The organism is Mycolicibacterium xanthum, from assembly GCF_019710635.1.
GTDB classification, from domain to species: Bacteria; Actinomycetota; Actinomycetes; order Mycobacteriales; family Mycobacteriaceae; genus Mycobacterium; species Mycobacterium xanthum.
Window position 1 is genome coordinate 264,233 of the sequence record NZ_JAIFZS010000001.1, and the last position, 21,166, is coordinate 285,398.

Sequence of the window (21,166 nt, forward strand, 5' to 3'; positions counted from 1 at the left end):
TTCAGTCCTTTCCTCGGGCTCTTCCCGGACGCACGACACCGTCGGCTAGCTGAGGTACTGGTCCTCGGTGACCTGCTCCATCCACTCCACGACAACGCCGTCCACCGGCTCCTGAATCGCGATGTGGGTCATCGAATCCGTGTCGGTTGCGCCGTGCCAGTGCTTGACGCCCGGCGGGGTCCAGATCACGTCACCCAGATTGATCTGGTATTTCTGGCCGCCCCATTCCTGCACCCAGCCGGTGCCCGACGTCACGATCAACGTCTGACCGGCGGGGTGGGTGTGCCAGGCGCTTCGCGCGCACGGCGTGAACGACACCTCACCGGCCCCGCTCGACCGCACGTCGTTGGGGTTGAACAGCGGCTTCACGCTCACCTCGCCGGTGAACGTCTCCGCGGGCCCGACCGAGGCCGGCCGGCTGTCGGCTCGAGAGACGTCCATGTGCCCGGGCTGGTCCTCCGCCCCGGCGGCAGTGGCCTTCCACATCCCCAGCGGGATGGTTGCCGCCGCCAGCGCGGTCATAGTCGCGATTCGCCTCATGTGTCCTCCTCGAGTCTTCGACGGTGCTCTGCACAAAGAATCGCCTCTCGTGGAGTGCCCAGCCAGTGCCCACTTATCCGTGTACTGGCAGAACACCCCTGGACCGTGGGGCGTGCCCGGTTGCCGTCGGCGACCAGGCCCGAGGCGGCAACGGTTGAGGCCCAAGAGAAGGCCTGCTCAACAGGGCCGTCGAAGGCCGGCCGCCACTTTCCGACAGTTCAGCCGCCGGATTGCTGCGACGTCGATCCGGAGTCCGGGATCGTGCGAGATGGTGACCGGGTGGCGGGTCGCGGTCAGGTGCCGGTGTAGGTTTCCGGGTCCGGCCGGAACCGGGTGCCGCTGTCCAGGCCGTTCAGCGCGGCCATCTGCTCGTCGGAGAGCTCGAAACCGAATACGTCGAGGTTGGCGGCGATGCGCTCGGGTGATGACGATCGCGGGATCACCACGTTGCCCAGCTGCACGCTCCACCGGATGAGCACCTGCGCCGGTGTCCTGCCGTGCTCCTCGGCGATCGCCGCGATCGCCGGGTTGGTCAGCAGGTTGCCGATTCCGAGCGGCCCGTAGGCCTCGGTGGTGATGCCGTGCTCGGCGTTGACCGCGCGCAGTTCGGACTGGTTGAGCAGCGGGTGCAGTTCGATCTGGTTCACCGCGGGGGTGAAGAAGGACAGGTGGATGATGTCCTCGAGGTGCTGGGCGTGGAAGTTGCACACACCGATCGAGCGGGTGTCGCCGACCTCCTTGGACTTCATCAGGCCGCCCCAGCTGTCGATGTACTTGCCCTGCTCACCGGCGGGCCAGTGGATGAGGTAGAGGTCGACGTAGTCCAGGCCGAGGCGCTCGAGGCTGCGCTTGAGGGCGTCCTGGGCGGACTGGAAGCCCTGGTCGTCGGTGGCCAGCTTGGTCGTGACGAACAACTCCTCGCGCGGCACCCCCGACGTGGCGATGGCGCGTCCCACCGCGGCCTCGTTGCCGTACGCGGCGGCGGTGTCGATCATCCGGTAGCCGGCTTCCAGTGCGGCCAGCACGGCCTGCTCGGTCTCGGGCTCGGACAGCTCGCCCACACCGAGGCCGACGACCGGCATCGTGTTGTCGTCGTTGAGTATGACGGTGGGGATCGCGGCCGCCGAGGTCATGTCACCTGCCCTGCTGAAGTGGAATGCGCGTTCTCGCCGCTGACTATATTGCCGCGGTCGATAACGCACCTAATCGCAGGGGCGGCCGAAGGTAGGGTCGGCCCAGACGAGGAGACGACATGACGCAGAGCACCATGGGTCGGCCGAGCAGGCCGGGGTCGAGCGAGGTGCAGCCGCCGACCCGGCGGAAGACCCGGATCGTCGACGCGGTCGCCAACAGGGTGGCCGGTCTGACACTGCGGTCGCTGCCACACATCCCAGACCCGGTCAAGCGACTGCTGCTGGGCGGACGCTCGATCACGATCGACGGCAACACCCTCGATTCGACGTTGCAGCTGATGCTGGCAGGTCAGCATGCGATGGGGACCGACGGTCTGGTCGCCGATGAGGACCACGTCATCGCGCGTGCCCAGCTGGAGACGCTGTCGGCCAGTTTCCGTCGTGCGGTCCCGGTGGCCGCGGTGACCGACCTCACCGTGGCAGGTGCGGATGGGCCGATCCCGGCCCGCCACTACCGCACCGACGAGCCCGACGCGGCGCTGCTGGTCTTCTACCACGGTGGCGGGCAGGTGATCGGCAGCATCGACAGCCACGATGATCTGTGCCGGGAGATCTGCCGGGCCGGGAAGGTGCACGTGCTGTCGGTCGGCTACCGGCTGGCCCCCGAACACAAGGCGCCGACGGGCTCCGAGGACGCCTACGCGGCCTATCTGTGGGCGTGCGAACACGCCGCCGAGCTCGGTGCCGATCCGAACCGGGTCGCCGTCGGCGGGGACAGTGCGGGCGGCAACCTCACCGCGCTGGTGGCCCTGCGGGCCCGCGACGAGGCGCGCGCACGGGGGCCGCAGGATCCGCCGGTGCCGCGGCCGGCGCTGCAGCTGCTGCTCTACCCGCTAACCAACTATGCCGGGCAGACCCGCTCGCAGACCCTGTTCGCCAGGGGCTTCTTCCTCACCCGTCACGACCTGGACTGGTTCAGCGCCCACTTCCTGGGCGGCGCCGCGATCGACCGCGCCGACCCCCGGGTGTCCCCACTGCTCGCCGACGATCTGTCCGGGCTGGCCCCGGCACTGGTGGCCACCGCGGGGTTCGACCCGCTGCGTGACGAGGGCAGGCAGTACGCCGACGCCATGCGGGCGGCGGGCACCCCCGTCGACTACCGGGAGTACGGGACGGTGGTGCACGGCTTCGCCAATTTCTTCCCGTTGGGCGGAGCCAGCGCGACCGCCACGGAAGACGTCGTCTCGGCGATGCGCGCGCATCTGACCCGCGCCGGGTAAGGCGGCGATACGGCGCCGGTACGCTGTCTGCGTGGCCACCAACCCCAAGAAGAATGCGCGCTACGACCTGAAGGCAGCCGACCGGCGGCGCAACCTGATGATCCAGATCGGTCTCACCGCGATCGTCATCGTGTTCGCGGCCGTGCTGGTGCTCTACATCGTGTTGTCGGCCGACGACAAGCCAACCGCCGGTGAGACGCGGTTCGTCCGGGTGGAATCCACCAGCGTGATCAAGAAGGACGGCACCGAAGAGCCCAAGGCCGTCGTGTCGATCTACGAGGACTTCCTGTGCCCCCACTGCGCCGCGCTCGAGCAGCAGTTCGGGCCGACCATCAACAAGCTGATCGACGCCGGGGCCATCGCCGCCGACTACTACATGGTCGGCATCCTCGACCGCCCGCAGAACGACGACTACTCGTCGCGGGCCGGCGGGGCGGCCTACTGCGTGGCCGATGAGTCGGTCGACGCGTTCCGCCGGTTCCACGCCGCGTTGTTCGCCCAGCAGCCCAGCGAGATCGGCTCGACCTTCCCGGACAACGCCCAGCTGGTCGAGACCGCCCGCCAGGCCGGTGCCACCGGAAAGGTGCCGGAGTGCATCGACAAGGGCGTGTACAACGACATGGTCAGCGGTATGGCCGAGGCAGCGGGCATCAAGGCCACCCCGACCATCCGGATCAACGGCGAGGACTACCAGTACAGCACCCCCCAGGCGCTCGTCGACAAGATCAGGGAGATCGTCGGCGACGTGCCCGGCCTGGAGGTCGCGCCGCCCGCAACCGCCCCGGCGCCGGCGTCATGACCGTGACCGCGACCGGCCCGGTGGAGGAGACCGACCCGTCCGGCGACGAGCCGACGGGCCTGGTGGTCCGGCGCAGCAGCGCGGTGTGGGTGCTGATCGCCGGCATCCTCGGGCTGGCCGCGTCGCTGACGTTGACGATCGAGAAGATCGAGCTGCTGATCAACCCCGATTACGTGCCGACCTGCAGCATCAACCCGGTGCTGTCCTGCGGTTCGGTGATGATCACCCCGCAGGCGTCGGTGTTCGGCTTCCCCAACCCGCTGATCGGGATCGTGGCGTTCGCCGTGGTGCTGGTCACCGGTGTGCTGGCCGTCGCTAAGGTGGCGCTGCCGCGCTGGTACTGGGCGGGCCTGGCGGTGGGCACGCTGCTGGGTGCGGGGTTCGTGCACTGGCTGATCTTTCAGAGCCTGTACCGCATCGGCGCGCTGTGCCCGTACTGCATGGTCGTGTGGGCGGTGACGATCCCGCTGCTGGTCGTCGTGGCGGGCATCGTGCTGCAGCCGCAACGCAGCGGGTCCGCGGTGGTCCGGGCGATCTACGCCTGGCGCTGGTCGGTGGTCGCGCTGTGGTATGCGGCGGTGCTGCTGCTGATCCTCGAACGATTCTGGAATTACTGGTCGACGCTCATCTGACAGGGCGGTGGCCGGGTTAGGGTGAACCGTGGTCGCTCAGAACTCGCGGATCTCCAAGGTCCTGGTGGCAAATCGTGGTGAGATCGCGATCCGCGCGTTTCGCGCGGCTTACGAGATGGGCATCGCGACGGTCGCGGTATACCCCTACGAGGACCGCAACTCGCTGCACCGGCTGAAGGCAGACGAGTCGTATCAGATCGGCGAGACGGGTCATCCGGTACGGGCCTATCTGTCGGTCGGCGAGATCATGCGGGTCGCCGAGGCGGCAGGCGCCGACGCGGTGTATCCGGGTTACGGGTTCCTGTCGGAGAACCCGGAGCTGGCCTCGGCGTGCGCGGCGGCCGGCATCACCTTCGTGGGCCCGTCGTCCGATGTGCTGGAGCTGACCGGCAACAAGTCGAGGGCGATCGAGGCGGCACGCGCGGCGGGCCTGCCGGTGCTGCGGTCCTCGGCACCGTCGGCGTCGGCCGACGAGCTCGTCGAGGCCGCGCGCGACATGGAGTTCCCGCTGTTCGTCAAGGCGGTCTCCGGCGGTGGCGGCCGGGGCATGCGCAGGGTGTCCGAGCCCGCCGGGCTGGTCGAGGCGGTCGAGGCGGCCAGCCGGGAGGCCGAGTCGGCGTTCGGCGATCCGACGGTGTACCTCGAGCAGGCGGTGCTCAACCCGCGCCACATCGAAGTACAGATCCTCGCCGACACCGCGGGCAGCGTGATGCACCTGTTCGAGCGGGACTGCAGTGTGCAGCGCCGCCACCAGAAGGTGATCGAGCTCGCACCGGCGCCGAACCTGCCAGATGAGTTGCGCCAGAAAATGTGTGCCGATGCGGTCGCATTCGCCCGCGGGATCGGCTACACGTGTGCGGGCACGGTGGAGTTCCTGCTCGACGAGCGTGGGCACCACGTGTTCATCGAGTGCAACCCGAGAATCCAGGTGGAGCACACGGTGACCGAGGAGATCACCGACGTCGACCTGGTCGCCAGCCAGTTGCGCATCGCCGCCGGGGAGACGCTGGCCGACCTCGGGTTGAGCCAGGAGGCGCTGGCGATCCGCGGTGCGGCGCTGCAGTGCCGGATCACCACCGAGGATCCGACCAACGGATTCCGGCCGGACATCGGGCGGATCACGGCGTACCGGTCCCCGGGCGGCGCGGGAATCCGGCTCGACGGCGGTGCCGTGCTCGGCGGTGAGATCGGTGCGCATTTCGACTCGATGCTGGTCAAACTCACCTGCCGGGGCCGGGACTTCGGCGCCGCGGTCGCCCGCGCGCACCGCGCGCTGGCCGAGTTCCGCATCCGTGGCGTGTCGACGAACATCCCTTTCCTGCAGGCGGTCATCGATGATCCGGACTTCCGGGCCGGCCGGATCAACACGTCGTTCATCGACGACCGCCCCTACCTGCTGACGGCGCGTTCGCCGGCCGACCGCGGCACCAAGATCCTGAACTACCTGGCCGACGTCACGGTCAACCAGCCGCACGGGCCGCGGCCGTCGACGGTCTATCCGCAGGACAAGCTGCCGACCGTCGATCTGAACGCGATGCCACCACGCGGTAGCAAGCACCTGCTGACCGAGGTCGGGCCCGAGGCTTTCGCCCGGTGGATGCGGGAGTCCAAGGCGGTCGGGGTAACCGACACCACGTTCCGTGATGCGCATCAGTCGCTGCTGGCGACCAGGATTCGCACGTCCAGCCTGCTGATGGCGGCTCCCTATATCGCGCGGCTGACCCCGCAGCTGTTGTCCATCGAATGCTGGGGCGGGGCGACCTACGATGTGGCGCTGCGGTTCCTGAAGGAGGACCCGTGGGAACGGCTCGCCGCGCTGCGGGAGGCGATTCCCAACATCTGCCTGCAGATGTTGCTGCGCGGCCGCAACACCGTCGGCTACACCCCTTATCCGGTGTCGGTGACCAACGCGTTCGTCGACGAGGCCACCAGCACCGGGATCGACATCTTCCGCATCTTCGACGCGTTGAACAACGTCGAGTCGATGCGGCCGGCGATCGACGCGGTGCGCAATACCGGTACGGCGGTCGCCGAGGTGGCGATGTCCTACACCGGGGACCTGTCGGATCCGGGCGAGAACCTCTACACGCTGGACTACTACCTCAAGCTGGCCGAGCAGATCGTCGACGCCGGCGCACACGTGCTGGCCATCAAGGACATGGCCGGCCTGTTGCGCGCCCCGGCGGCCGCCACGCTGGTGGGTGCGCTGCGCAGCCGGTTCGACCTGCCGGTGCACGTGCACACCCACGACACGCCCGGTGGTCAGCTGGCCACCTACGTGGCGGCCTGGCAGGCCGGCGCCAACGCCGTCGACGGTGCGGCGGCGTCGATGGCCGGTACGACGAGCCAGCCCGCGCTGTCCTCGATCGTGGCGGCGGCCGCGCACACCGAGTACGACAGCGGGCTGTCGCTGTCGGCGGTGTGCGACCTCGAACCGTACTGGGAGGCGCTGCGGAAGGTCTACGCACCCTTCGATGTTTCAGCATCTGGTCTTACTTCCCCGACGGGACGGGTGTATCGCCACGAGATCCCTGGCGGTCAGCTGTCCAACCTGCGCCAGCAGGCGATCGCTTTGGGCCTCGGCGACCGCTTCGAGGAGATCGAGGCCGCCTACGCCGGCGCCGACCGGATCCTCGGCCGGCTGGTCAAGGTGACGCCGTCGAGCAAGGTCGTCGGCGACCTGGCACTGGCGCTGGTCGGGGCCGGGGTGACCGCCGACGAGTTCGCCGCCGATCCGGCCCGCTATGACATCCCCGACTCGGTGATCGGGTTCCTGCGCGGCGAGCTGGGCGATCCGCCGGGTGGCTGGCCCGAGCCGCTGCGCACCAAGGCGCTGGCCGGCCGGGCCCCGGCCAAGGCGCAGGCCGAGCTGAGCCCCGAGGACCAGGACGTGTTGCACGAGCCCGGCGTCAAGCGCCAGGCCACGCTCAACCGGTTGTTGTTCCCGGGCCCGACGAAGGAGTTCGAGGCCCACCGCGACCTTTACGGCGACACCTCGAGCCTGTCGGCCAACCAGTTCTTCTATGGGTTGCGGCACGGCGACGAGCACCGGGTCACCCTCGAGAAGGGGGTGGAGCTGCTCATCGGTCTGGAGGCGATCTCGGATCCCGACGAACGCGGCATGCGTACGGTGATGTGCATCCTCAACGGACAACTGCGCCCCGTGGTGGTCCGCGACCGCAACATCGCCACCGAGGTGCCGGCCGCGGAGAAGGCCGACCGTACCAACCCCGACCACGTCGCGGCGCCGTTCGCCGGTGTGGTCACGGTCATCGTTGCCGAGGGCGACGCGGTGCAGGCCGGCCAGACCATCGCCACCATCGAGGCGATGAAGATGGAGGCCGCGATCACCGCGCCCAAGGGCGGCACCGTCACCCGGGTCGCGGTGGCCGCCACCGCGCACGTCGAGGGCGGTGACCTGCTGGTGGTCGTGACCTGACGCGCATCGTCGCCGGAGCGTTCGGCGGTCGGCGAATCGCGGTGCCGCAGCACAAGTCCGGGTCGGGTACCCGGCCGACGACCGACCGGGTGCGCGAGTCGCTGTTCAACATGCTCGCGGCGCGCATCGACTTCGCCGGCATCGCCGTGCTCGACCTGTACGCCGGGTCGGGGGCACTCGGGTTGGAGGCGCTGTCCCGTGGCGCCGGATCGGTGCTGTTCGTCGAGTCCGATGCGCGCGCCTGTGCGGTGATCGAGCGCAACATCGCCTCGCTCGGGGTGCGCGGGGCGACGGTGCGGCGCGGTCCGGTCGCCGCCGTGCTGGCCTCCGGCGCGACCCGCCCGGTCGACCTGGTGCTCGCCGACCCGCCCTACGAGGTGACCGCCGGCGAGGTGGGGGAGGTGGTGGCGGCGCTGGCCGCGCAGCGCTGGGTAGCCGACGGTACCGTGGTGGTCGTCGAACGACCCGGATCGTCACCGGAGATCGGCTGGCCGACGGGCTGGTCGGTATCCAAGCCCCGTCGCTACGGGGACACCCGGCTGGAGATGGCCTCGGTCGCGCGCTGACCTCCGGGCGGGTGTGTCACCGGATCCCAGCCGTTCGGCCGAGAGCGGTGGTCTGGGTTCTCGAAATCGATTCCACTGCAGCGGTTTTCCGGGAGTCTGTTGCCTTCAGGACGGCGGTGGCGGCCCCGCTTGCCGCCGCCACGCGTACGCCTTGGTCGACCGCTCGGCGGCGGGGGCCTGCTACGGTCACACCTCATGAGCGGCGCGGTATGCCCGGGATCTTTCGACCCGGTGACCCTCGGTCACATCGACATCTTCGAGCGGGCGGCCGCGCAGTTCGACGAGGTCGTCGTCGCGGTGCTGGTCAACCCCAACAAGAGTGGGATGTTCAGCCCCGACGAGCGCATTGCGCTGATCGAGGAGTCGACCACCCATCTGGCGAACCTGCGGGTGGAGGCGGGGCAGGGGCTGGTGGTCGACTTCGTCAAGGCCAGGGGTCTGACCGCCATCGTCAAGGGTCTGCGGACCGGCACCGACTTCGAGTACGAGCTGCAGATGGCGCAGATGAACAAGCACATCGCCGGCGTCGACACGTTCTTCGTCGCCACCACCCCGCGGTACTCGTTCGTGTCGTCCTCACTGGCCAAGGAGGTCGCCACCCTCGGCGGTGACGTCTCGGAGCTGTTGCCCGAACCGGTCAACGCGCGGCTGCGGGCCAAGTTGTCCGAGCGCGGCTGATTTCTGCCGCCGACATCCGGCCGGGCCGGCCGGGAATTGACATAATGCTGTCGAAAGGCAATTCATAACGACACACCGGCGCCGGTAGCTGAGTCACAGAGGTAACACCAGGCACACTGGTCACTGTCAACTACGCCTGGAGGGTGTCGCCGTGTACCGAGTTTTTGAAGCGCTCGATGAATTGGGTGCGATCGTCGAAGAAGCCCGTGGCGTGCCGATGACGGCCGGCTGCGTGGTGCCGCGCGGCGACGTCCTGGAGTTGATCGATGACATCAAGGACGCCATTCCCGGTGAGCTCGACGACGCCCAGGATGTCCTCGACGCGCGCGACTCGTTGCTGCGGGAGGCCAAGGACCACGCCGAGTCGACCGTGTCGATGGCCAACGCCGAGGCCGATTCGATGGTCAACCACGCCAGGGCGGAAGCCGACCGGCTGCTCGCCGACGCCAAGGCGCAGGCCGACCGGATGGTCGCCGAGGCCCGTCAGCACAGCGAGCGGATGGTCGGTGAGGCCAGGGAAGAGTCCGTCCGTATCGGGGCGACCGCCAAGCGTGAGTACGAGGCCAGCACCGGGCGGGCCAAGTCCGAGGCCGACCGGTTGATCGAAAGCGGCAACCTCGCCTACGAAAAGGCCGTTCAAGAGGGCATCAAGGAACAGCAGCGGCTGGTGTCGCAGACCGAGATCGTGGCCACCGCCACCGCCGAGGCGACCCGGTTGATCGACTCGGCGCATTCCGAGGCCGACCGGCTCCGCGGCGAGTGCGACATCTACGTCGACAGCAAGCTCGCCGAATTCGAAGATTTCCTCAACGGCACGCTGCGGTCGGTGGGTCGCGGACGTCACCAGCTGCGCACCGCGGCCGGGACCCACGACTACGCGGCCCGCTGACGCAGCCGCGCCGGGCGGCGGCACACCCGGCCGTTCGCCGCGTCACTGGCCGTACGATACGAGCATGGCGACGCATCCGAACGCGGGGTCACGGTCGCCGCTCGTGATCGACATCTCCCGCCTGGGTCGCCGGCCCGGATCGATGATGACGATCGACACCACGGTGCAGAGTCCGGCACGCATCGGGCTCGAGCTGATCGCCATCGAAAAGGGCGCCCCGCTGCACCTGGATCTTCGGCTGGAGTCGGTCTCGGAGGGCGTTCTGGTCACCGGCTCGGTGTCGGCGCCGACGGTGGGGGAATGCGCGCGGTGCCTGACCCCGGTTTCCGGCGACGTCGAGATCGAGCTCACCGAGCTGTTCGCCTATCCCGACAGCACGACCGACGAGACCACCGAGGCCGACGAGGTCGCCCGGGTGAGCCGGGTGCGCGGCGTGGACAGCGTCGACCTCGAGCAACCGATCATCGATGCGGTGGGGCTGGCGTTGCCGTTCTCGCCGGTGTGCCGTCCCGACTGTGCCGGCCTGTGCCCGCAGTGCGGGGTGGCGTTGTCCACCGCCGAACCGGGCCACCACCACGAGCAGATCGATCCCCGCTGGGCCAAGCTGGCCGACATGCGCAGGCAGGCCGGAGACGAGGCGTGACGGTGGACCGTGCGCCGTTGCTTGCGGCGCTCGGCGTCGAGTTGCCCGAAGAGCTGCTCACCGTGGCGCTGACCCACCGTAGCTACTCCTACGAGAACGGCGGTCTTCCCACCAACGAGCGGCTCGAGTTCCTCGGGGATTCGGTGCTCGGGTTGACCGTCACCGAAGAGCTCTATCACCGTCATCCCGAGCGGACCGAGGGGGATCTGGCCAAGCTGCGTGCCAGCATCGTGAACACCCAGGCGCTGGCCGACGTCGGCAGGAAGCTGTCCGAGAACGGGCTCGGATCCTATCTGCTGCTGGGTAAGGGCGAGGAGAACTCGGGCGGCGCCGACAAGTCCAGCATCCTCGCCGATGGCGTCGAATCTCTTTTGGGCGCAGTCTATCTCGAGCACGGTCCGGTTGTGGCGCGGCAGGTGATCCTGCGGCTGTTCGGCGAACTGCTCGACACCGCCCCGACGCTGGGCGCGGGTCTGGACTGGAAGAGCAGCCTGCAGGAGCTCACCGCGTCGCTCGGACTGGGTGCGCCGGCCTACATCGTCACCTCGACCGGACCCGACCATGACAAGGAGTTCACCGCGACCGTGGTGATCGCCGGTGCCGAGCACGGCCGAGGTGTCGGGCGGACGAAGAAGGAGGCCGAACTGAGGGCCGCCGCCGGGGCGTGGAGCACGCTGAACAAGGATGCCTGAGCTCCCCGAGGTCGAGGTCGTACGCCGCGGACTGCACGAACACCTCACCGGCCGGACCGTGACCGCGGTGCGGGTGCACCATCCGCGCGCGGTCCGCCGTCACGAAGCGGGCCCGGCGGATCTCACGGCGCGGCTGTTGGGGGCCACCATCACCGGCACCGGCCGGCGCGGCAAGTACCTGTGGCTGACCCTGTCCGACGGGGCGGCGCTGGTGGTGCACCTGGGGATGAGCGGGCAGATGCTGCTGGGGCCCATCCCGAACGAGAAGCACCTGCGGATCGCTGCGCTGCTGGACGACGGCACCGCGCTGAGCTTCGTCGACCAGCGCACGTTCGGCGGCTGGATGGTCATCGACCTGGTCACCGTCGACGGGACCGACGTGCCGGCACCCGTCGCACACATCGCGCGCGATCCGCTGGACCCCGACTTCGACCGAGATGCCGTCGTGAAGGTGTTGCGGCAGAAGCACTCCGAGATCAAGCGTCAGCTGCTGGACCAGACCGTGGTGTCGGGGATCGGCAACATCTACGCCGACGAGGCGCTGTGGCGCGCCAAGGTCAACGGCGCCCGGTTGGCGTCGGGTCTGTCGCGGCGGGTGCTGGCCGAGCTGCTCGACGCCGCCGCCGACGTGATGACCGATGCGCTCGGGCAGGGGGGTACGTCGTTCGACTCGCTGTACGTCAACGTCAACGGCGAGTCCGGCTACTTCGACCGCTCGCTGGACGCCTACGGCCGCGAGGGTGAGCCGTGCCGTCGCTGCGGGGCGGTCATGCGCCGGGAGAAGTTCATGAACCGGTCGTCGTTCTACTGCCCCCGCTGTCAGCCCCGCCCGCGCGTCCGCCGGGCCTGACCCGCGCCGAACTGGCATTCCGGCAGGTCGCTACTCGCACTTCTGCTGCCGGAATGCCAGTTCGGCGGACGCTGTAGAAATAAGCCATGACCGAACTCTGGGTGGAACGCACCGGCGTGCGCCGCTACACCGGCCGTAGTACCCGCGGCGCGGAGGTATTCATCGGCTCCGTGGGCGACGAGGGCGTGTTCACCCCCGGCGAGCTGATGAAGATCGCGCTGGCGGCCTGCAGCGGGCTGTCCAGCGACCAGCCGCTGCGGCGCCGCCTGGGCGACGACTACCGGGCCACCATCCGGGTGTCCGGCGACGCCGACCGCGAGCAGGAACGCTATCCCCTGCTCGAGGAGCTGCTCGAGGTCGATCTGTCCGGCCTGGCCGGCGACGAGGTCGCCCGGCTGCTGACGGTGGTGGAACGCGCCGTCGACCAGGTGTGCACGGTGGGGCGCACGTTAAAGTCTGGTACTGAAGTGACGTTTGGGGTGAAAGATGTTGGGGGAGAGTGACGTCCGGCTGACCGCCTGGGTGCACGGCTACGTCCAGGGGGTGGGTTTCCGCTGGTGGACGCGGTCGCGGGCGCTGGAACTGGGGTTGACCGGCTACGCCGCCAACAAGCCCGACGGCCGGGTGCAGGTGGTCGCACAGGGCCCGCGGGAGTCCTGCCAGCGGCTCCTCGAGCTGCTCAACAGCGGTAAAACCCCTGGTCAAGTGGACAAGGTGATCGCCGACTGGTCGCAACCGGCCGACGCGCTCACCGGCTTCACCGAGCGCTGAGCAACTCGGCGGTAGGGTTTCACGTCATGTATCTGAAGAGTCTGACGCTGAAGGGCTTCAAGTCCTTCGCCTCGCCGACGACTCTGCGCTTCGAACCGGGCATCACCTGTGTCGTCGGCCCCAACGGATCGGGCAAGTCGAACGTCGTCGACGCACTGACCTGGGTGATGGGCGAGCAGGGCGCCAAGACGCTGCGCGGCGGCAAGATGGAGGACGTCATCTTCGCCGGCACCTCATCGCGCGCCCCGCTGGGCCGTGCCGAAGTCACGCTGACCATCGACAACTCCGACAACGCGCTGCCGATCGAGTACTCCGAGGTGTCGATCACCCGGCGGATGTTCCGCGACGGCGCCGGCGAGTACGAGATCAACGGCAGCAGTTGCCGTTTGATGGATGTGCAGGAGTTGCTCAGCGACTCCGGCATCGGCCGCGAGATGCACGTGATCGTCGGTCAGGGCAAGTTGTCGGAGATCCTGGAGTCCCGCCCGGAGGACCGCCGCGCGTTCATCGAGGAGGCCGCGGGCGTCCTCAAGCACCGCAAGCGCAAGGAGAAGGCGGTCCGCAAGCTGGACTCCATGCAGGCCAACCTGGCCCGGCTGACCGACCTGACGACCGAGCTGCGGCGCCAGCTCAAGCCGCTCGGCAGGCAGGCCGAGATGGCGCGGCGGGCGCAGACCATCCAGGCCGACCTGCGCGATGCGCGGCTGCGGTTGGCCGCCGACGACCTGGTCACCCGCAAGGCCGAGTTCGACGACACCAACCAGGCCGAAACTGCGCTGCGCCGTGAGCATTCCGAGCTCAGTGAGCGGCTGGAGGCGCGCTCGCTGGAACTCGACGCCCACGAGTCGGCGGTCGAGGACCTCAGCGAGCGGGCGGAGTCCGCCCAGCAGCGCTGGTTCCGGCTCTCGGCACTGGCCGAGCGGGTCGGCGCGACCGTGCGCATCGCCAGCGAGCGAGCCCAGCATCTCGACGCCGAGCCCGAGCTGTCCGGCGGTCCCGATCCCGACGAGCTCGAGGCGCAGGCCGACGAGATCGCCGAGCAGGAGCGACAGCTGCTCGAGGAGCTCGAGGAATCCCGCGAACGTCTCGAGGCGGCCCGCGCGGAGCTGGCCGAACGCGAGCAGACCGCCGCCGCCGCCGAACGCGCCCACCTGGCGGCGGCCCGGGCCGAGGCCGACCGGCGCGAGGGCCTGGCCCGGTTGTCCGGGCAGGTCGACACCATGCGGACCCGCGTCGAGTCCATCGACGAGACCGTCGCCCGGATGAGCGCCTCGATCGACGAGGCGGCGGCCCGCGCCCAGCAGACCCAGGCGGAATTCGAGACCGTGCAGGGGCGGGTCGGCGAGCTGGACGCCGGCGAGGTGGGTCTGGACGAACACCACGACCGGACCGTGGCCGCGCTGCGGCTGGCCGACGAGCGGGTCGCCGAGCTGCAGTCCGCCGAGCGGGCCGCCGAACGTCAGGTCGCCTCGCTGCAGGCGCGGATCGACGCGCTGTCGGTCGGCCTGGACCGTAAGGACGGCGCCGCGTGGCTGCAGGAAAACCACAGCGGTGCAGGGCTTCTCGGGTCGCTGGCCGACCTGGTCAAGGTGCGCCCCGGTGATGAGGCCGCGGTCGCCGCGGTGCTCGGCGCGGCCGCCGACGCGCTGGCCGCGGAGAACTCCGGCGCCGCGCGTGACGCGATGGCCGCATTGAAGGCCTCCGACGGGGGCCGGGCGGCGATCGTGTTGGGGGACTGGCCGGTTCAGTCGGCTCCGCTGCCGGGCCCGCTGCCCGGTGGGGTGGCGTGGGCCGTCGACGTGGTGGACGCCGCGGCGAGCGTGCGTGCCGCGGTCACCGCGATGCTGGCCGGGGTGGTGGTGGTCGACGACCTGTCGACCGCGCTGGAGCTGGTCGCGCAACGTCCGCAACTGCGCGCGGTCACCGTCGACGGTGACCTGGTCGGCGCCGGCTGGGTCAGCGGCGGCTCGGACCGCAAGCCCTCCACCCTGGAGATCACCTCGGCGGTCGACAAGGCGCGCACCGAGCTCACCGACGCCGAACGGCAGACCGTCGAGCTGTCGGCGGCGCTGGCCGGGGCGCTGGCCGAGCAGGCCGCCCGCCAGGACGCCGCCGAGCAGGCGCTCGCTGCGCTCAACGAGTCCGACGCCGCGATCTCGTCGATCTACGAGCAGCTCGGCCGGCTGGGCCAGGATGCCCGCGCCGCCGACGACGAGTGGCAGCGCCTGATCCGGCAGCGCGACGAGCTCGAGGCCGGCCGCACCCGCACCGTTGAGGAGCTCGGCGAGCTGGAACAGCGGCTGCACAACGCCCAGCAGGAACCGATGTTCGAGGCCGAGCCGGTGGATCGGGAGGTGTGTACCGCAGCGGCGGAGGCGGCCCGGTCGGCCGAGGTGGAGGCGCGGTTGGCGGTGCGCACGGCCGAGGAGCGGGCGAACGCGGTTCGGGGGCGCGCGGACTCGCTGCGGCGCTCGGCGGCCGCCGAACGCGACGCTCGCATCCGGGCCCGGCAGGCCCGGGAGGCCCGCGTCCGGGCGGCCGCGGTGGCGGCGGCGGTGGCCGACTCCGGACGTCTGGTCGCGCAGCGGCTGAGTGCGGCGGTCGCGGTGTCGTCGGGCATCCGCGACGAGGTGGCCGCCGAACGCCAGATCCGCGCCGCCGAGCTGACCCGGGCACGCGAGGAGACCGGTGAGCTCACCACCAGGATCACCGCGCTCACCGACGCCCTGCACCGTGACGAGGTCGCCAAAGCGCAGGCGGCACTGCGTATCGAGCAGCTCGAGCAACAGGTGCTCGAGCAGTTCGGGATGGCGGTGGCCGATCTGATCGCCGAGTACGGCCCGACCGTTCCGTTGCCCCCGTCGGAGCTGGAGATGGCCGAGTACGAGCAGGCCAGGGAGCGCGGCGAGCAGGTGACCGCACCGGCCCCGATGCCCTACGACCGGGACACCCAGGACCGCCGGGCCAAGCGTGCCGAGCGTGAGCTCAAGGAGCTGGGCCGGGTCAACCCGCTGGCGCTCGAGGAGTTCGCCGCGCTGGAGGAACGCTACAACTTCCTGTCCACCCAGCTCGAGGACGTCAAGGCGGCCCGCAAGGACCTGCTCGACGTGATCTCCGATGTCGACGCCCGGATCCTGCAGGTGTTCACCGAGGCCTACGCCGACGTGGAACGCGAGTTCTCCCAGGTGTTCTCGACGTTGTTCCCGGGCGGTGAGGGCAGGCTGCTGCTGACCGACCCGACCGACATGCTGACCACGGGCATCGAGGTGGAGGCCCGGCCGCCGGGCAAGAAGATCAAGCGGTTGTCGCTGCTGTCGGGTGGGGAGAAGTCGCTGACCGCGGTGGCGATGCTGGTCGCGATCTTCCGCGCCAGGCCGTCGCCGTTCTACGTGATGGACGAGGTCGAGGCCGCGCTCGACGACGTCAACCTGCGCCGGCTGATCAGCCTCTTCGAGCAGCTGCGCGAGCGTTCGCAGCTGATCGTGATCACCCACCAGAAGCCCACGATGGAGGTGGCCGACGCGCTGTACGGCGTGACGATGCGCAACGACGGCATCACCACGGTCATCTCGCAGCGCATGCGCGGGCAGGAGCTGGTCACCAGCCCGTCGTGACCGTCCCGGTCGGGCTATCCCGGGGTGCGTTCGGGTGGGTGCGTCTCGGTGACGCCCCGGCGGCGCAGCGCCGCCAGGTTCGCCGCCCCGCAGCCGTGTAGGCACACCAACAGCTCGTCGAGGAAGCGTTGCAGCCAATCTACCACGGCGGCAACGGATTCGATCGCCGGCGCGAGCAGCGGCCGGGCGACGGCCACCGCCTGGGCGCCGAGCGCGAGCGCCTTGGCGGCGTCCATCCCGGTACGGATGCCGCCCGAAGCGACCAGCGGCATGTCCGGGAGGATGCCGCGTACCTCCAGCAGCGCCTGCGCGGTCGGCACGCCCCATTCGGCCAGCGCCGGATAGCGCACCTCGCCGTAGCGGACGAACTGCTCGACCCGCGCCCACGACGTGCCGCCGGCGCCCGCGACGTCGATCGCGGCCAGCGGGCAGTCGGTGAGCTCGGCCGCTGCGGCGGCGCCGATGCCGTGGCCCACCTCCTTGAGCATCACCGGGTAGCCGATCGACGCGGTCACCTCGCGCAGCCGGGTGATCGACCCGGAGAAGTCGGTGTCACCGTGGTGCTGCATGGCCTCCTGCAGCGGGTTGGTGTGCACGGCCAGGCCGTCGGCGCCGACCTCGGCCAGCACCGCGGCCAGCTCCGGCACCGTCGCCGGGTCCAGCTGGGCCAGGCCGATGTTGCCGATCAGCAGGATGTCCGGGGCCACCTCGCGGACGTCGAAGCTGGCCGCGCTGACCGGATCGTCCATCATCACCCGCTGGGAGCCGAGCATCATGCCCAGGCCGAGTTCCTGGGCCGCCGCGGCCAGGTTGCGGTTGATGATGCCGGATAGCTCCGCGCCGCCCGTCATGGCGCCGATCACCACCGGGGCCCGCAACCGGGCGCCGAAGAACTCGGTGCCGAGGTCGACGGTGCCGAGGTCGGTCTGGGTCAGCGCGTTGTAGGGCAGTCGGTAGCGCTCCAGCCCGGTGCTCACCGTCTGGTATTCGACCGGCTCGGTCAGGCAGACGTCGAGGTGCCGACGTTTGCGGTGCTGAAGTGCTGAAACCGGGTCGAACGTCACCGGCTGTGATCCCGTTCGGGCCCCTGAGACAATGGCGTGGTGTCTGAAGGTATTGGGCTGAGTCTCTGGATCGCCATCGCGGTCATCGCTGTCCTGCTGGTCACTGTGCTCGTCGTCGGGCTGGTCAGGTACCGCCGTCGCCGGATCAGCCTGTCTGGTCGAGACACTGCCACTCCCGTCGATCGATCGGGCGGCTATACCGCTTCGTCGGGCATCACGTTCAGCCAGTCGGCACCGCCCGCGGCCCCGATCAGCCCGCCGGAGGCGGCAGGGCCGTCGGGGCGCATCGACACCACCGGGCTGCCGGCCGTCGGCGATGATGCCACCATTCCCCGGGATGCGCCCAAGCGCCCGATCGCCGACGTGCGGCTGCCCGAGCCCCCGACCGTCGTCGCGCCGCCGGACGTAGCACCCGCCGAGGCGCCGCAGGCTCCGGTCGAGCCCGCCGCGCCCGAGACGCCGGTGGCCGAGGCGCCGCAGGCTCCGGTCGAGCCCGCCCCAGCCGAGGTGCCGGTGGCCGAGACGCCGGTGGCCGAGGTGCCGGTGGCCGAGGTGCCGGTGACCGAGGTGCCGGTGGCCGAGACGGCCCCGCCCGTAGCGCCCGAGATCGACACCATCGCGCCCACCGAGGGCAGGCTGGATCGGCTGCGCGGGCGCCTGGCGAAGTCTCAGAGCACGCTGGGGCGCAGCATGCTCGGCCTGCTGGGCGGCGGCGACCTGGACGAGGATTCGTGGGAGGAGGTCGAGGACACCCTGCTGATCGCCGATCTCGGGCCCGTGGTGACCGAGTCGGTGGTGTCCTCGCTGCGGTCCCGGATGGCCAGCAACACCGTGCGCACCGAGGCCGATGCCCGCGCCGTGCTGCGCGACGTGCTCATCTCGGAGCTGCGTCCCGATCTGGACCGCTCCATCAAGGCGCTGCCGCACCAGGACAAGCCCTCGGTGCTGCTGGTGGTGGGCGTCAACGGGACCGGCAAGACCACCACCGTCGGCAAGCTGGCCCGGGTGCTGGTCGCCGACGGCCGGCGCGTCGTGCTCGGCGCCGCCGACACGTTCCGCGCCGCGGCCGCCGATCAGCTGCAGACCTGGGCGTCGCGGGTCGGTGCCGAGGTGGTCCGCGGGGCGGAAGGGGCCGATCCGGCGTCGGTGGCCTTCGATGCCGTGGACACCGGGATCGCCGACGGCGCCGACGTCGTCGTCGTCGACACCGCGGGACGCCTGCACACCAAGACCGGGTTGATGGACGAGCTGGGCAAGGTCAAGCGCGTGGTGGAGAAGCGCGCCGCCGTCGACGAGGTGCTGCTGGTCCTCGACGCCACCATCGGTCAGAACAGCCTGCCGCAGGCCAAGGTCTTCGCCGAGGTCGTCAACATCACCGGCGTGGCGCTGACCAAGCTGGACGGCACCGCGAAGGGCGGCATCGTGTTCCGTGTCCAACAGGAACTCGGGGTGCCGGTCAAACTGGTCGGACTGGGTGAGGGCCCCGACGATCTGGCGCCGTTCGAGCCGGCAGCGTTCGTCGACGCGCTGCTCGGTTGACAGGGGCGCGTAGCGTGGGAAGGGCAGTAATTCTTCCACGCGCCGCGGACTTTCGCTGATCGAAGACGTGGAAATGCGAGCGTAACGCAATGGGCGTGGCCGTTCACGCATCCGAAACACATACGAATCACGGATGAAACCCGCGCCAAAGACCCTCTTTCGGAGGCCGATCATGATCGGCTCACGTCCCAAGGAGGTTCAAACAAAGTGGTTTTTGGCTTGCATGACGTGGCCCTAGCCATACCCGACGATCAATTCCTGCCGTTCGGGCCCGACGGTCTGAGCGCCGGTGACACGGCGTGGGTGATCGCGGCTACCGCCATGGTGCTGTTCATGACACCCGGCCTCGCGTTCTTCTACGGCGGCCTGTCGCGGCAGAAGTCCGTCCTGAACATGATGATGATGTCCTTCAGCTCGCTCGGCCTGATCAGCGTGATCTACGTGCTGTGGGGCTACTCGATGTCGTTCTCGTCGGCGCACACCGGCGAGTCGGACTACTTCGGAGTCTTCGACAACCCGTTCTCGCTCTGGGGTGTCAGCGACCTGCTCAAGACCATGGAACTGCCCGACGGTACGACCGGCTACGTGCTCGGCGGCTTCGGCACCGTGCCCGCGATCATCTGGGTGGCGTTCCAGCTCACCTTCGCGGTCATCACCGTCGCGCTGATCAGCGGCTCGGTGGCCGAGCGGATGAAGTTCGGCACCTGGCTGGTGTTCGGCGGCCTCTGGGCCACCCTGGTGTACTTCCCGCTGTCGCACATGGTGTGGGGCGGCGGCCTGCTGTCCGGCAGCGGAGAGGGCATCGCGGCCAAGCTGTTCGGCGTCGACGACGAGGGCGCGGCCAACGTGGCGCCGATCGACTTCGCCGGTGGCACCGTGGTTCACATCAACGCCGGTATGGCCGGCCTGGTGCTGGCGATCCTGCTCGGCAAGCGGATGGGCTTCGGCAAGACGGCCTACCGGCCGCACAATGTGCCGTTCGTGCTGCTCGGCGCCGCCATCCTGTGGTTCGGTTGGTACGGCTTCAACGTCGGTTCGGAAGGTGCGGCCGACATGATCGCCGGCCAGGTGTTCGTCAACACCACCGCCGCGACCGCCGCCGCGATGCTGGCGTGGCTGGTCGTGGAGAAGATCCGCGACGGACATCCCACCGGCGTCGGCGCAGCCTCGGGCATCGTCGCCGGCCTGGTTGCCATCACCCCCGCCTGCGGTTCGGTGACCCCGGTCGGTTCGCTGGGCCTGGGCGCCGTCGCCGGTGTCCTCGCCGCACTTGCCATCGGGCTGAAGTACAAGCTCGGCTACGACGACTCGCTCGACGTCGTCGGCGTGCACCTGGTTGCCGGTCTGTGGGGCACCATCTCGATCGGCTTCTTCGCATGGTCGGAGGAGGACGCGGCCGGCCTGCTCTACGGCGGTGACTTCAAGCAGCTGGTCGTCCAGCTCGTCATCGCGCTGTGCGCGCTGGTCTTCACCGGTGTCATGACGCTGATCATCGCCTTCATCGTCAAGCCGCTCGGCTGGCGAATCAGCACGGAGGACGAGGACACCGGCATCGATGAAACCGAACACGCCGAAACGGCTTACGAGTTCGCCTGATCGGCGACAATTTCATCGGAAGGGATCGACTACATGAAGCTGATTACTGCGATCGTCAAGCCGTTCACGCTCGAAGATGTCAAGACCGGTCTGGAGCAGACGGGCATTCTGGGAATGACCGTCAGCGAGGTTCAGGGCTACGGCCGCCAGAAGGGCCACACCGAGGTCTACCGCGGTGCGGAGTACTCGGTGGACTTCGTGCCGAAGGTGCGGGTGGAGGTCGTCGTGGACGACTCCGCCGTGGACAAGGTGGTGGACGTGATCGTCCAGGCCGCCCGCACCGGCAAGATCGGTGACGGAAAGGTCTGGGTGTCCCCGGTCGAAACCGTCGTCCGGGTACGCACCGGCGAGCGGGGGACCGACGCCCTGTAGCCCGCATATCATGGAATGACGCGTCGTCTCCCGGCATCGAACCGTGTGAGCGCTGGATGGTTAAGTGCC

19 protein-coding genes are annotated in these 21,166 nt (G+C 69.5%); 16 read left to right on the top strand and 3 right to left on the bottom strand.

The window, feature by feature from the left end; translation table 11 throughout:
- Positions 1-45 precede the first annotated feature (45 nt).
- Entirely contained in the window at positions 46-540 is a 495-nt protein-coding gene (locus JDV09_RS01160; protein WP_221367261.1) for a (R)-mandelonitrile lyase, read from the bottom strand.
- 293 nt (positions 541-833) lie between these two features.
- Positions 834-1,673 carry an aldo/keto reductase gene (locus JDV09_RS01165; RefSeq protein WP_221367262.1) on the bottom strand — a complete coding sequence of 280 codons (840 nt, stop codon included), beginning with the start codon at positions 1,671-1,673 and terminating at the stop codon, positions 834-836.
- A gap of 119 nt (positions 1,674-1,792) precedes the next feature.
- Between JDV09_RS01165 and JDV09_RS01170 the strand changes: the two genes are divergently transcribed.
- The 13 genes from JDV09_RS01170 (at position 1,793) to smc (ending at position 16,526) form a co-directional block, all read left to right on the top strand.
- On the top strand, positions 1,793-2,953 hold the full coding sequence (locus JDV09_RS01170) for an alpha/beta hydrolase (protein ID WP_255604624.1): 1,161 nt from the start codon (positions 1,793-1,795) through the stop codon (positions 2,951-2,953).
- A gap of 31 nt (positions 2,954-2,984) precedes the next feature.
- Positions 2,985-3,752 carry a DsbA family protein gene (locus JDV09_RS01175; RefSeq protein WP_221367263.1) on the top strand — a complete coding sequence of 256 codons (768 nt, stop codon included), beginning with the start codon at positions 2,985-2,987 and terminating at the stop codon, positions 3,750-3,752.
- A complete protein-coding gene (locus tag JDV09_RS01180; protein ID WP_221367264.1) occupies positions 3,749-4,384 on the top strand; it encodes a vitamin K epoxide reductase family protein in 636 nt (211 codons plus the stop codon). The genes JDV09_RS01175 and JDV09_RS01180 overlap by 4 nt, the downstream gene beginning before the upstream one ends.
- Positions 4,385-4,412: 28 nt before the next feature.
- A complete protein-coding gene (locus JDV09_RS01185; protein WP_308123965.1) occupies positions 4,413-7,823 on the top strand; it encodes a pyruvate carboxylase in 3,411 nt (1,136 codons plus the stop codon).
- Complete coding sequence (gene rsmD, locus JDV09_RS01190; RefSeq protein WP_221367471.1) at positions 7,820-8,389, top strand: 16S rRNA (guanine(966)-N(2))-methyltransferase RsmD; 570 nt, start codon at positions 7,820-7,822, stop codon at positions 8,387-8,389. The genes JDV09_RS01185 and rsmD overlap by 4 nt, the downstream gene beginning before the upstream one ends.
- Before the next feature lie 195 nt (positions 8,390-8,584).
- Positions 8,585-9,067, top strand: coding sequence for a pantetheine-phosphate adenylyltransferase (gene coaD, locus JDV09_RS01195; RefSeq protein ID WP_221367265.1), 483 nt, complete (start codon positions 8,585-8,587; stop codon positions 9,065-9,067).
- 151 nt (positions 9,068-9,218) lie between these two features.
- Positions 9,219-9,956, top strand: coding sequence for a cell division protein SepIVA (gene sepIVA / locus JDV09_RS01200; RefSeq protein ID WP_221367266.1), 738 nt, complete (start codon positions 9,219-9,221; stop codon positions 9,954-9,956).
- Between the two features lie 64 nt (positions 9,957-10,020).
- Positions 10,021-10,599, top strand: coding sequence for a YceD family protein (locus JDV09_RS01205; protein ID WP_221367267.1), 579 nt, complete (start codon positions 10,021-10,023; stop codon positions 10,597-10,599).
- Positions 10,596-11,291 (top strand): ribonuclease III, encoded by a 696-nt coding sequence (rnc, locus tag JDV09_RS01210; protein ID WP_221367268.1) that lies wholly within the window; start codon positions 10,596-10,598, stop codon positions 11,289-11,291. The genes JDV09_RS01205 and rnc overlap by 4 nt, the downstream gene beginning before the upstream one ends.
- Positions 11,284-12,141, top strand: a complete 858-nt coding sequence (mutM, locus tag JDV09_RS01215) for a bifunctional DNA-formamidopyrimidine glycosylase/DNA-(apurinic or apyrimidinic site) lyase (protein WP_221367269.1) — start codon at positions 11,284-11,286, stop codon at positions 12,139-12,141. The genes rnc and mutM overlap by 8 nt, the downstream gene beginning before the upstream one ends.
- Positions 12,142-12,227: 86 nt before the next feature.
- Positions 12,228-12,644, top strand: coding sequence for an OsmC family protein (locus JDV09_RS01220; RefSeq protein WP_221367270.1), 417 nt, complete (start codon positions 12,228-12,230; stop codon positions 12,642-12,644).
- The gene (locus JDV09_RS01225; protein WP_221367271.1) at positions 12,628-12,912 is read left to right on the top strand and encodes an acylphosphatase; all 285 of its coding nucleotides are present in this window, start codon (positions 12,628-12,630) and stop codon (positions 12,910-12,912) included. Before JDV09_RS01220 ends, JDV09_RS01225 begins: the two co-directional genes overlap by 17 nt.
- 26 nt (positions 12,913-12,938) lie before the next feature.
- On the top strand, positions 12,939-16,526 hold the full coding sequence (gene smc, locus JDV09_RS01230) for a chromosome segregation protein SMC (RefSeq protein WP_221367272.1): 3,588 nt from the start codon (positions 12,939-12,941) through the stop codon (positions 16,524-16,526).
- Between the two features lie 14 nt (positions 16,527-16,540).
- On the opposite strand, the gene fni is transcribed toward smc, so the two are convergent.
- Positions 16,541-17,590, bottom strand: a complete 1,050-nt coding sequence (gene fni / locus JDV09_RS01235) for a type 2 isopentenyl-diphosphate Delta-isomerase (protein ID WP_221367273.1) — start codon at positions 17,588-17,590, stop codon at positions 16,541-16,543.
- A gap of 39 nt (positions 17,591-17,629) precedes the next feature.
- Between fni and ftsY the strand changes: the two genes are divergently transcribed.
- The 3 genes from ftsY (at position 17,630) to JDV09_RS01250 (ending at position 21,097) form a co-directional block, all read left to right on the top strand.
- Positions 17,630-19,129 (top strand): signal recognition particle-docking protein FtsY, encoded by a 1,500-nt coding sequence (gene ftsY / locus JDV09_RS01240; RefSeq protein ID WP_221367274.1) that lies wholly within the window; start codon positions 17,630-17,632, stop codon positions 19,127-19,129.
- Between the two features lie 228 nt (positions 19,130-19,357).
- Positions 19,358-20,725 carry an ammonium transporter gene (locus JDV09_RS01245; RefSeq protein ID WP_221367275.1) on the top strand — a complete coding sequence of 456 codons (1,368 nt, stop codon included), beginning with the start codon at positions 19,358-19,360 and terminating at the stop codon, positions 20,723-20,725.
- 33 nt (positions 20,726-20,758) lie between these two features.
- On the top strand, positions 20,759-21,097 hold the full coding sequence (locus JDV09_RS01250) for a P-II family nitrogen regulator (RefSeq protein WP_099025406.1): 339 nt from the start codon (positions 20,759-20,761) through the stop codon (positions 21,095-21,097).
- The last annotated feature ends 69 nt before the right edge of the window (positions 21,098-21,166 follow it).

What these genes read in the sequence shown, in the direction of transcription:
- JDV09_RS01160 (WP_221367261.1), bottom strand. Translation starts at nt 540, where the DNA reads ATGAGGCGAATCGCGACTATGACCGCGCTGGCGGCGGCAACCATCCCG.
- JDV09_RS01165 (WP_221367262.1), bottom strand. Translation starts at nt 1,673, where the DNA reads ATGACCTCGGCGGCCGCGATCCCCACCGTCATACTCAACGACGACAAC.
- JDV09_RS01170 (WP_255604624.1), top strand. Translation starts at nt 1,793, where the DNA reads ATGACGCAGAGCACCATGGGTCGGCCGAGCAGGCCGGGGTCGAGCGAG.
- JDV09_RS01180 (WP_221367264.1), top strand. Translation starts at nt 3,749, where the DNA reads ATGACCGTGACCGCGACCGGCCCGGTGGAGGAGACCGACCCGTCCGGC.
- coaD (WP_221367265.1), top strand. Translation starts at nt 8,585, where the DNA reads ATGAGCGGCGCGGTATGCCCGGGATCTTTCGACCCGGTGACCCTCGGT.
- JDV09_RS01205 (WP_221367267.1), top strand. Translation starts at nt 10,021, where the DNA reads ATGGCGACGCATCCGAACGCGGGGTCACGGTCGCCGCTCGTGATCGAC.
- mutM (WP_221367269.1), top strand. Translation starts at nt 11,284, where the DNA reads ATGCCTGAGCTCCCCGAGGTCGAGGTCGTACGCCGCGGACTGCACGAA.
- JDV09_RS01220 (WP_221367270.1), top strand. Translation starts at nt 12,228, where the DNA reads ATGACCGAACTCTGGGTGGAACGCACCGGCGTGCGCCGCTACACCGGC.
- JDV09_RS01225 (WP_221367271.1), top strand. Translation starts at nt 12,628, where the DNA reads ATGTTGGGGGAGAGTGACGTCCGGCTGACCGCCTGGGTGCACGGCTAC.
- smc (WP_221367272.1), top strand. Translation starts at nt 12,939, where the DNA reads ATGTATCTGAAGAGTCTGACGCTGAAGGGCTTCAAGTCCTTCGCCTCG.
- JDV09_RS01250 (WP_099025406.1), top strand. Translation starts at nt 20,759, where the DNA reads ATGAAGCTGATTACTGCGATCGTCAAGCCGTTCACGCTCGAAGATGTC.